This window comes from Kitasatospora sp. NPDC086801 (assembly GCF_044745805.1).
Lineage (GTDB): Bacteria > Actinomycetota > Actinomycetes > Streptomycetales > Streptomycetaceae > Kitasatospora.
Genome location: NZ_JBIVAX010000065.1, coordinates 22,519 through 31,033, shown reverse-complemented (window position 1 = coordinate 31,033; position 8,515 = coordinate 22,519). Strand labels below are relative to the sequence as shown.

Sequence of the window (8,515 nt, the reverse complement as noted above, 5' to 3'; positions counted from 1 at the left end):
CTGGACGGTCGTAATGCTTCGTTGGGGGGCGGGGTGCGGCGGGCGTTGGGGCGTGAGCCGCGGGACTTCGCCGACTTCGCCCGCGAGGCCGCCGCGTCCGGGGTCTGGGACGTGTGAGCCGCCCGCCGCGCCGCACGACTCGCAGGCCAGTCAGTTCCGTTGATCGTCGGTGCCGGGCCTCGCCGGTTTCCTGACCGTCCATCCGGGCCGAACCCGGGAGCGGTACGGAAGCCGGTGCCCGGCACCGTGGTGGCCCCCGCGTTGGGCGGGGGCCGGGGAGAAATCGAAGGATTACCGATGCGCTCGAACCAGACCGCGACTCCAGCTTCCTACTCCGCTCCATCCTCCTTCGGCGGCCTCGCGCCGGGCGCCTCGGCGAACCCCGCCGCACGGAGCAAGGCCGCCGGGCCCGTCCTGGCGGGCGCCACCATCGCGATGGGCCTGATGGCGGGCCTGTTCTTCGCCTTCGACGTGTCCGTGATGCCCGGCCTCGCGGCCGGGGACGACCGGACGTACGTGACGGCGATGCAGCACATCAACAAGTCGATCGAGAACGGCATGTTCGGCCTGGTGTTCGTCGGCGCCTTCGTGGCGACGGGCGTGGCGGCCTGGCTGCAGCACAAGGCCGGGCGACGGCAGGCGGCGCTGTGGGCGGCCGGGGCGACGGTGCTCTACGTGGTGGCGCTGATGGTCACCATGGGCGTCAACATCCCGCTCAACAACCAGCTGGCGCAGGCCGGCGACCCGTCCCAGATCACGGACTTCGCGGGCGTGCGCGCCAAGTTCGAGGGCACCTGGGTGGCCACCAACATGCTCCGCACGCTGCTCTGCACGGGCGGCCTGGCGGCCCTGACCCGGGCGCTGGTCCTGCACGGCCGCGCCTCGCGCTGAACGGCCCGGCCCCGCAACGGGGTTGCCGCCCCCGGTGGATCCCACCGGGGGCGGTCGCCGTGCCCGGCCCGGGCCCACCGCCGGTCAACCCGCCGAGCGGCTGGCCGAATTCACCCCCGGCCGGTCGCGGCGGCGGCGTCCTTCGGCGCAGACTGGGCGGTACAAGGCGGTTCCGACAGCAGGGGCAGGGGGCGGGCATGGCCGTACATCCCGGCAGGCGCAGGACGGTTGGGCGGATCCGGACCGCGATCGGTGCACTCGCCGTCGCCCTGGTGGCGGGAGCGGCGGTCGCGGTGCCGGCCGCACCCGCCGAGGCGGCGGGCGGGAAGGTCGACAAGGGCGGGAAGGTCGTCTACCTCACCTTCGACGACGGCCCCAGCCCCACGTACACGCCGAGGATCCTCGGGATCCTCGCCCGCTACGGGGTGCGCGCGACCTTCTTCGAGATCGGGCAGAACGTCGCCGCCCATCCGGCGCTCACCGGGCAGGTCGCGCGGGCGGGCCACAGCGTGCAGAACCACTCGTGGTCGCACCCGGACCTGCGCCGGCTCTCCGCCTCCGCCGTCAACGCCCAGGTGACGAACACGGACAAGGCGATCCGCGCCCGGACCGGCCGCACCCCGAGCTGCCTGCGCCCGCCCTACGGCGCCGTCGACGGCGCGGTGCGCTCGCGCGCGGCGGCGCTCGGCAAGCAGGTCGTGCTGTGGTCGGTGGACCCGACCGACTGGTCCCGGCCGGGGACGGCGGCCATCCAGTCACGGGTGCTGAAGGCCGTCCGCCCGGGCTCGGTGATCCTGCTGCACGACGGCGGCGGAGACCGCAGCCAGACCGCCGCTGCCCTCCCCGCGATCCTCGCCACCCTCAAGGCGCGCGGGTACACCTTCGGCACCCTCTGCGGCTAGTCCCGAGATGCGCCTTCGAACTCCCGCGACGCATACGGGAGTTCGAAGCCATTCCGGGGGATCGGTCGGGCGCGGCGGCGTCAGGCCCGGCCGTGCAGGATGAGCGCCCAGGCGAGGCAGGCGACGGCGGCGGTGCAGAGCAGGGCGCGCAGCACGTTGAAGCGGACCCAGCGGGCTTCGAAGCGGCCCCGGACGGCGGCGGGGTCGGTGATGCGCCTGGGTTCGCCGCCGGCGGCGAGCTCGTCGTTGAGCGGGATGTTGACGGAGCGGGTGACGCCGATCGCGGCGATGTAGAGCACGAGGGCGGCCACGGTGGCGGGTAGCGCGTGGTGGCCGTCCGAGGGCAGGTGGAGGGCGACGGCGGCACCGGTGGTGAGGAGGGCGCCGACGAAGCCGAGGACGAACCAGCCGTTCAGGATGGCCACGTTGATGCGCTGCATGACCTCGATGAACGTGCGGTCCTCGACCCGCGCGAGCGCGGGCATGACCGAGCACGCGAAGGCGTAGAACAGCCCGGCGGTCAGTCCACAGGTGACGGTGGCCGCCACCAGTGCGAGTGTGCGTGCCAGTTCCATCTTCGTAGCCCCTCACTGTCTCTGCGTATCGGTTCGTCCCCCGTCCGCCGATCATCCGGCATCCGGGCCGCTCGGGCCACCTCGATCACTCAAGACCCTCTCAAATGACGAACCGTCAAATGATGTCCCGCCGTCTACACTTGGGGCCATGGACACTCTGACGGGACTCCTCGACGGCCCCAAGGCCCGCGGTGCGTTCCTGCTGCGCTCGATCCTCACCCCGCCGTGGTCGCTGCGGATCGAGGACCGGGCCCCGCTGTCGGTGGTGACGATGGTCCGCGGCGAGGCCTGGATCCTGCCCGAGCGCGGCACGCCGCTGCTGCTGCACCCCGGTGACGTGGCGATCGTCCGCGGTCCGGAGCCGTACACGGTGGCGGACGACCCCGACACCCCGGTGGACGTGATCGTCGGCCCCGGGCAGGTCTGCACGCGCGGCGGGGTGGACGTCTCCGAGGTGATGTCGCTCGGCGTCCGGACCTGGGGGCAGGGCCGGGAGGGGGACCAGGCGTCCTCGGTGGTCCTGTCCGGCACCTACCAGGCCGAGCACGAGATCGGCCAGCGCCTGCTCGCCTGCCTGCCCGCCCTGCTGGTCCGCCCGGCCGGCACCGGCGCCGACGACACCCTGGTGCACCTGCTGGCCGCCGAGATAGGGCGCAACGAGCCCGGCCAGGAGCTGGTCCTGGACCGCATCCTGGACCTGCTGGTCGTCTCCGTCCTGCGCTCCTGGCTCGCCGCCCCCGACTCCGGCGCCCCCGCCTGGTACCGCGCCCAGCACGACGCCGTCGTCGGGCCGGCGCTGCGGCTGATGCACGACGACCCGGCCACCGCCTGGACGGTCGCCGACCTCGCCCAGCGCGTCGGGGTGTCGCGGGCCGGCCTGGCCCGCCGCTTCACCGCCCTGGTCGGCGAACCGCCGATGGCCTACCTGGCGGGCTGGCGGCTGGCCGTCGCCGCCGACCTGCTGCGCGAACCCGAGTGCACCGTCGCCTTCGCGGCCCGCAAGGTCGGCTACAGCAACGCCTTCGCCCTCTCTGCGGCCTTCAAACGCGTCCGCGGCGTCAGCCCGCAGGAGCACCGCCGCCTGGCCGCGACCGGCGCCCCGGCCCAGCAGGCCGGCTTCTCCGGCCCGGCGGAGACGGTCATCCTGGCGGGCTGACGCCGTGGCCGCCGCAGACAGCCAAGACCTGGGGATCCAGGACCGGGAATCCAAGGCTGTCATCCCATTTGCCTAAATCAATTAGGCAATCCCATACTTGCTATAGCCGGATGGCAGAAAGCACATGGCACGGGCAGGGCCCGCACAGAACGCGATGGAACAGCGATGAACACCTCTTTCACCACACCCGTCACCGAGGGCCTGCTGCACGGCCACCTCGACGTCGAGCACACCGAGCGCGGCCTGCTGCCGCACCGCCTGCCGGCCCGGGCCCGCCGGCAGATCCCCGACGAACAGCTCACGATGGCCGAGTCCCAGCCCAGTGGCGTCCGGCTGGTCTTCCGCACCCGCGCCACCGCGATCGACCTGCGCACCGTCCCGACCAAGCGGGCCTACGTGGGCGTGCCCACCCCGCCCGACGGGGTGTACGACCTCCTCGTCGACGGGCAGCTGACGGCGCAGACCACGGTGTCCGGCGGCAACCTGCGCACCATCGACCTGGCCACCGGCAGCGTCGAGCTGACCCAGGGCCCGCCCGGCACCGCCCGGTTCACCGGTCTGCCCGCACGGGACAAGACCGTCGAGATCTGGCTCCCGCACACCGAGACCACCGAACTCCTCGCCCTCGACGCCGACGCCCCCGTCACCCCGGCCCCGGACGGCACCCGCCGTCGCTGGCTGCACCACGGCAGCTCGATCAGCCACGGCTCCAACGCCACCCACCCCACCGGCACCTGGCCCGCCCTGACGGCGGCCGCGGCCGGCGTCGACCTGGTCAACCTCGGCTTCGGCGGCAGCGCCCTGCTCGACCCGTTCACCGCCCGCGCCATCCGCGACACCCCCGCCGACCTGATCAGCCTGAAGATCGGCATCAACCTCGTCAACGCCGACGTGATGCGCCTGCGCGCCTTCGGCCCGGCGGTGCACGGCTTCCTCGACACCGTCCGCGAAGGCCACCCGACCACGCCGCTGCTCGTCGTCTCCTCGATCCTCTGCCCGATCCAGGAGGACACCCCGGGGCCCCTCGCCGCCGACTTCAGCACCGGGGCACTGCGCTTCCGGGCCACCGGCGACCCGGCCGAGACCGCGGCGGGCCGCCTCACCCTCACCGTCATCCGGGCCGAACTCGCCCGCATCGTCGCCGCCCGCATCGCCGACGGCGACCTCGACCTGCACTACCTGGACGGCCGTTCGCTCTACGGCCGGACCGACCACGACGACCACCCGCTCCCCGACGACCTGCACCCGGACCAGTCCGGTCACCACCGCATCGCCGAGCACTTCACCCACCTCGCCTTCGGCGACACCGGCCCGTTCGCGGACTGACCCGCCCGCCGCCGCCACCGTGCGCGACAATGAGTCAACGGCCAAGGGGGAGACGGCCGATGAAGCGCGCGAGCGCCGGCACAGCGACAGCCATGGCGGCGGCCGCGTCAGCGGCCTGCTGACCTCACCACCCGACATCCACCCGCACGGCAGGTACCTGGACGGCGGCTCCACCGAACCCAAGGGCGGCCACTGACCGCAGGAGACCGGGGCAGAGAGCAGCGGGTGACGTTCCCCGGGCGTTCACCGTGCGGAGGCCGGCCGTCCGGTCAGCGGTCCGCGTCGTCCCCCTAACGTCGCGATCTCCGAGCACGGCCCGAGGAGCTGCCCCGATGAACCACCATCAGAACGACCTTCCCTGCGACGACGACGGGTCGAGCTGCCCGCGGACCGTCGGGTTCGACTCCGACGCGCCGGCGGCGGCCGGACGCCGCGCCTTCCTGCGCGCGACGGGGCTGGTCGGCGCCGGGCTGGCGGTCCTCGGGGCGGGCTCCACGGCGACGGCGGCGGCGGACGAGCCCGCCGACGCGACGGCCGACGCCTTCGGCGCGCCCGCCGCCGCGGACGACGGCCGGGGCGCCTGGGATCCGGACCCGGACGGCCCCCGCTTCTCCCTGGCGGTGATGCCCGACACCCAGTACCTCTTCGACGGCGACCGGATCCACCCCGCGCCGCTGGAGGCCTCGCTGCGCCACGTGCTGGACGGCAGCGACGAGAACTTCGTCTTCCTCGCGCACCTGGGCGACGTCACCCAGAACGGCAAGGCCGAGGAGTTCGCCGCCGCGGGCAAGGCGTTCACCCTCCTCGACCGCCACGGCGCGGCCTACAGCGTCCTGGCCGGCAACCACGACGTCGGCTCGGGCAGCGACGACCAGCGGGGCCGGACGGCGTACCTGGACACCTTCAATCCGGCCCGGTTCGCCCGCTCGGCCACCTTCAAGGGCGCGAGCCCGGACGGCTACAACACCTACCACCTGTTCCGGGGAGCCGGCCGGGACTGGATGGTGCTCTCGCTGGACTGGCGGCTGTCCGACCGCGGCTTCGCCTGGGCGAACTCGGTGATCGCCCAGCACCCGACCGTGCCGGTCATCCTCACCACCCACGACCTCGCCTACGCCGACGACGGCGGCGCCGCCCAGCTGTCCGACCACGGGCACGCCCTCTGGGACAGGCTGATCAGCGGCAACGACCAGATCTTCCTCACCCTGAACGGCCACTACTGGCCGCCCGGCAGCACCACGCTGACCAACAAGGCCGGCCACGACGTCCACGTCCACATCACCAACTACCAGAACCGGTACTACGGCGGCGCGGCGATGATCCGCGCCTACCGCTTCGACCTGGACCGCAACACCATCGACGTGCGGACGTACTCGCCCTGGATCCAGCGGCTGGCGGCCGAGAAGGTCAACCGCCTCGCCAGCCAGGAGATCGAGCTGACCGGTCCGGTGGACAGCTTCTCGGTGCAGGTGGACTTCGCGCAGCGGTTCGCCGGCTTCGCCCCGGTCCCGGCCCGCCCGGGCCGCCCCGCGCGTCGGCTGACGATCCCGGGGACGGTCGCCTACTGGCGTTTCGACGCCGGACAGCCGGACGGCAGCGCCGTCGCCGACGCACAGGTCGTGAAGGACCTGAGCGGTCACGGCAACGACCTCGTCAAGAAGACCGCCCCGGGCAGCCCGGCCGGGACGCTCACCTGGTCCACCGAGTCCCACCCCGACCAGCCCGGCCACGGCAGCCTCTACTTCGCGGGCCGGGGCAAGCCGGTCCAGGGTGCGTACCTGGAGACCGTCGCCAAGGCCCCGATGAACGCCGACACTTTCCAGCAGGGCTACACCTTCGAGGCGTTCTTCAAGCTGCCGACCGACTGGGACGCCGACCGCAACGCCTGGACGGCCCTGCTCAGCCGCTGGGGCATGAGCGGGGAGGCCGGGAAGAACGGCTCCGACACCGACCCGCAGGAGCCGCTCGCCACGCTCAGCCTGTCCGGCGGGCGGGAACTGCAGTGGTGCGTCTACCCGACCAACCTCACCGGCCCGGTCACCAACTGGGGCCACGAACTTCCGCTCGGCGCCTGGTGGCACGTCGCGGTCGTCAACAACAAGCGGCTCACCCGGATGTACGTGAACGGCTGCGAGGTCGTCCGCAACCCCTCGACGCCGTCCGAGGGCCTCAGCACCCTCGGCCATCCCTGGCTGCTCGGCGGCTACGAGTACGGCGGCGCGCTCAGCCAGGTCTTCCACGGCTGGATCGGCGACGTCCGCGTGGTCAACCGCCCGCTGCCCGTCCGGGACTTCATGATCTCCTGACACCCCCGCGCCACCGACGTCCCCGCGCCACCGTGCCCGCCAGGGCGCGGTGGCGCGGCGTTTCCCGGTGGTTCGCCGAGTCCGTCCGACGGTCATCCGGACGGCTGCGCCGACTTGCGTCCCTTCGAGCGACCTGCCCGGCTCTTTGGACCGGCGGCCGAGCTGAACTGCTGCTATGAATTTTTTGAGCCTATCTGTCCGGCTCCCGTTTTTGAGGAGGCATCCTCATGGGTGCGGTTGCAACGACTTCAGCCGACGCCGCCGTGGTGCACATTCTCTGGATCAACGCTGGTCTGAGCTGCGACGGGGACTCGGTCTCCCTGACCGCGGCGATGCAGCCCAGCATCGAGGAGATCGTCACCGGCGCACTCCCCGGCCTGCCCAAGGTCGCCGTCCACTGGCCGCTGATCGACTTCGAGTGCGGTCCGGTCCAGGGCGCCGACAACTTCGTGGAGTGGTTCTTCAAGGCGGACCGCGGCGAGCTCGACCCCTTCGTCCTGGTCGTCGAGGGTTCCATCCCGAACGAGACGATCAAGGAGGAGGGCTACTGGTGCGGCTTCGGCGACGACCCGGACACCGGCCAGCCGATCACCACCAGTGAGTGGCTGGACCGCCTCGCCCCCAAGGCCACCGCCGTGGTCGCCATCGGCACCTGCGCCACCTACGGCGGCATCCACGCGATGGCCGGCAATCCGACCGGTGCCATGGGCGTGCCCGACTACCTGGGCTGGGACTGGAAGTCCAAGGCGGGCCTGCCGATCGTCTGCGTGCCCGGCTGCCCGATCCAGCCCGACAACTTCGCCGAGACGCTGACCTACCTGCTGTACCAGCTGGCCGGTTCCGCGCCGATGATCCCGTTGGACGACAAGCTGCGTCCGGCCTGGCTGTTCGGCGCGACCGTGCACGAGGGCTGCGACCGCGGCGGGTACTACGAACAGGGCCAGTTCGCCACCGACTACGGCACGCCCGAGTGCCTGGTGCGCCTCGGCTGCTGGGGCCCGGTCGTCAAGTGCAACGTCGCCAAACGCGGCTGGATCAACGGCATCGGCGGCTGCCCCAACGTCGGCGGCATCTGCATCGCCTGCACCATGCCGGGCTTCCCCGACAAGTTCATGCCGTTCATGGACCCGCCGCCCGGCTCCCGGGTCTCGACGGGTGCCAGCTCGGCGTACGGGGCGGTGATCCGCCGCCTGCGCACGATCACCGGCCGGACCGTCGACAAGGAGCCCAAGTGGCGTCACACCGGGCGCCGTCTGACCACCGGTTACCGCCCGCCGTGGTGACCGCCCTCCCCCTTCGGCCCGCCCGCCCCGCACGGGGCGGGCGGGCTGTTGCAGAGCCTCCTCCCGCCGACAGAAG

8 protein-coding genes and 1 pseudogene are annotated in these 8,515 nt (G+C 72.5%); 8 read left to right on the top strand and 1 reads right to left on the bottom strand.

Annotation, left to right across the window (positions count from 1 at the left end):
* The 3 genes and pseudogenes from ACIPLC_RS36635 to ACIPLC_RS36625 form a co-directional block, all read left to right on the top strand.
* Nucleotides 1-117, top strand: a pseudogene (locus ACIPLC_RS36635) (NmrA family transcriptional regulator); the annotation flags it as partial.
* A gap of 180 nt (nt 118-297) precedes the next feature.
* Nucleotides 298-891 (top strand): DUF1772 domain-containing protein, encoded by a 594-nt coding sequence (locus tag ACIPLC_RS36630; RefSeq protein WP_400477388.1) that lies wholly within the window; start codon nt 298-300, stop codon nt 889-891.
* Nucleotides 892-1,088: 197 nt separating this feature from the next.
* Nucleotides 1,089-1,793 carry a polysaccharide deacetylase family protein gene (locus ACIPLC_RS36625; RefSeq protein ID WP_400477387.1) on the top strand — a complete coding sequence of 235 codons (705 nt, stop codon included), beginning with the start codon at nt 1,089-1,091 and terminating at the stop codon, nt 1,791-1,793.
* Nucleotides 1,794-1,873: 80 nt separating this feature from the next.
* Here ACIPLC_RS36625 and ACIPLC_RS36620 read toward each other — a convergent pair whose 3' ends face one another.
* On the bottom strand, nt 1,874-2,368 hold the full coding sequence (locus ACIPLC_RS36620) for an anthrone oxygenase family protein (protein WP_363378089.1): 495 nt from the start codon (nt 2,366-2,368) through the stop codon (nt 1,874-1,876).
* 148 nt (nt 2,369-2,516) lie between these two features.
* Between ACIPLC_RS36620 and ACIPLC_RS36615 the strand changes: the two genes are divergently transcribed.
* From ACIPLC_RS36615 to ACIPLC_RS36595, 5 genes are all read left to right on the top strand, one after another.
* Nucleotides 2,517-3,524, top strand: a complete 1,008-nt coding sequence (locus ACIPLC_RS36615) for an AraC family transcriptional regulator (RefSeq protein ID WP_400477386.1) — start codon at nt 2,517-2,519, stop codon at nt 3,522-3,524.
* Nucleotides 3,525-3,689: 165 nt separating this feature from the next.
* The gene (locus ACIPLC_RS36610; RefSeq protein ID WP_400477385.1) at nt 3,690-4,850 is read left to right on the top strand and encodes an SGNH/GDSL hydrolase family protein; all 1,161 of its coding nucleotides are present in this window, start codon (nt 3,690-3,692) and stop codon (nt 4,848-4,850) included.
* A 19-nt stretch (nt 4,851-4,869) separates the two neighbouring features.
* On the top strand, nt 4,870-5,046 hold the full coding sequence (locus ACIPLC_RS36605; RefSeq protein WP_400477384.1) for a hypothetical protein: 177 nt from the start codon (nt 4,870-4,872) through the stop codon (nt 5,044-5,046).
* A 136-nt stretch (nt 5,047-5,182) separates the two neighbouring features.
* Complete coding sequence (locus ACIPLC_RS36600) at nt 5,183-7,156, top strand: LamG-like jellyroll fold domain-containing protein (protein ID WP_400477383.1); 1,974 nt, start codon at nt 5,183-5,185, stop codon at nt 7,154-7,156.
* 227 nt (nt 7,157-7,383) lie between these two features.
* Nucleotides 7,384-8,439, top strand: coding sequence for a hydrogenase expression protein HypE (locus ACIPLC_RS36595; RefSeq protein ID WP_400477382.1), 1,056 nt, complete (start codon nt 7,384-7,386; stop codon nt 8,437-8,439).
* Nucleotides 8,440-8,515: the final 76 nt, after the last annotated feature.

Excerpts from the sequence above, each read along its gene's own strand:
- ACIPLC_RS36630 (WP_400477388.1), top strand. The coding sequence starts at position 298 with ATGCGCTCGAACCAGACCGCGACTCCAGCTTCCTACTCCGCTCCATCC.
- ACIPLC_RS36625 (WP_400477387.1), top strand. The coding sequence starts at position 1,089 with ATGGCCGTACATCCCGGCAGGCGCAGGACGGTTGGGCGGATCCGGACC.
- ACIPLC_RS36620 (WP_363378089.1), bottom strand. The coding sequence starts at position 2,368 with ATGGAACTGGCACGCACACTCGCACTGGTGGCGGCCACCGTCACCTGT.
- ACIPLC_RS36615 (WP_400477386.1), top strand. The coding sequence starts at position 2,517 with ATGGACACTCTGACGGGACTCCTCGACGGCCCCAAGGCCCGCGGTGCG.
- ACIPLC_RS36610 (WP_400477385.1), top strand. The coding sequence starts at position 3,690 with ATGAACACCTCTTTCACCACACCCGTCACCGAGGGCCTGCTGCACGGC.
- ACIPLC_RS36600 (WP_400477383.1), top strand. The coding sequence starts at position 5,183 with ATGAACCACCATCAGAACGACCTTCCCTGCGACGACGACGGGTCGAGC.
- ACIPLC_RS36595 (WP_400477382.1), top strand. The coding sequence starts at position 7,384 with ATGGGTGCGGTTGCAACGACTTCAGCCGACGCCGCCGTGGTGCACATT.